This window comes from Marinimicrobium sp. UBA4509 (genome assembly GCF_002388575.1).
In the GTDB taxonomy this organism is placed as follows: domain Bacteria; phylum Pseudomonadota; class Gammaproteobacteria; order Pseudomonadales; family Cellvibrionaceae; genus Marinimicrobium; species Marinimicrobium koreense.
In genome coordinates this window covers 3,429-3,994 of sequence record NZ_DGMV01000009.1, presented here as the reverse complement: position 1 = coordinate 3,994, position 566 = coordinate 3,429, and the positions used below count along the sequence as shown (strand labels likewise).

Below are 566 nucleotides of genomic sequence, written 5' to 3'. Positions count from 1 at the left end.
TCGCGCATGTCGTCGGTGTTGGGCTTGAACGACAGGCCCCAGACGGCGAAGGTTTTGCCCTTCAGGTCGCCGCCGTAGTGTTTGTTGATTTTCTGGAACAGGGTGGTTTTCTGTTCGTTGTTACGCGCTTCTACCGACTTGAGTACTTTGGCGTCAAAGTTGATGTCGTCCGCGGTGCGAATCAGGGCCTGGACGTCTTTCGGGAAGCAGGAGCCGCCGTAGCCCACGCCGGGGTAGATAAACTGGTAGCCGATGCGCGGGTCGCTGCCGATGCCCTGCCGCACGGCTTCGATATCCGCACCCAGCAATTCGGCCAGGTTGGCAATTTCGTTGATAAAGCTGATTTTGGTGGCTAGCATGCAGTTGGCGGCGTATTTGGTCAGCTCAGCACTGCGCACGTCCATGATCATGACCTTGTCATGGTTGCGGTTGAACGGCGCGTACAGCTCGCGCATGATTTCCTCGGCGTAGTCGTCATCGGTGCCGATGATAATACGGTCCGGCTTCATGCAGTCGGCCACCGCAGAGCCTTCTTTCAGGAATTCGGGGTTGGACACCACGGCGAA

The 566-nt window shown here is 57.6% G+C and carries 1 protein-coding gene; it reads right to left on the bottom strand.

Annotated features, from left to right (window positions below):
* Positions 1 to 566: UDP-glucose dehydrogenase family protein (locus B3520_RS01295; RefSeq protein ID WP_286875148.1), on the bottom strand; the 566-nt coding region annotated here is incomplete at both ends.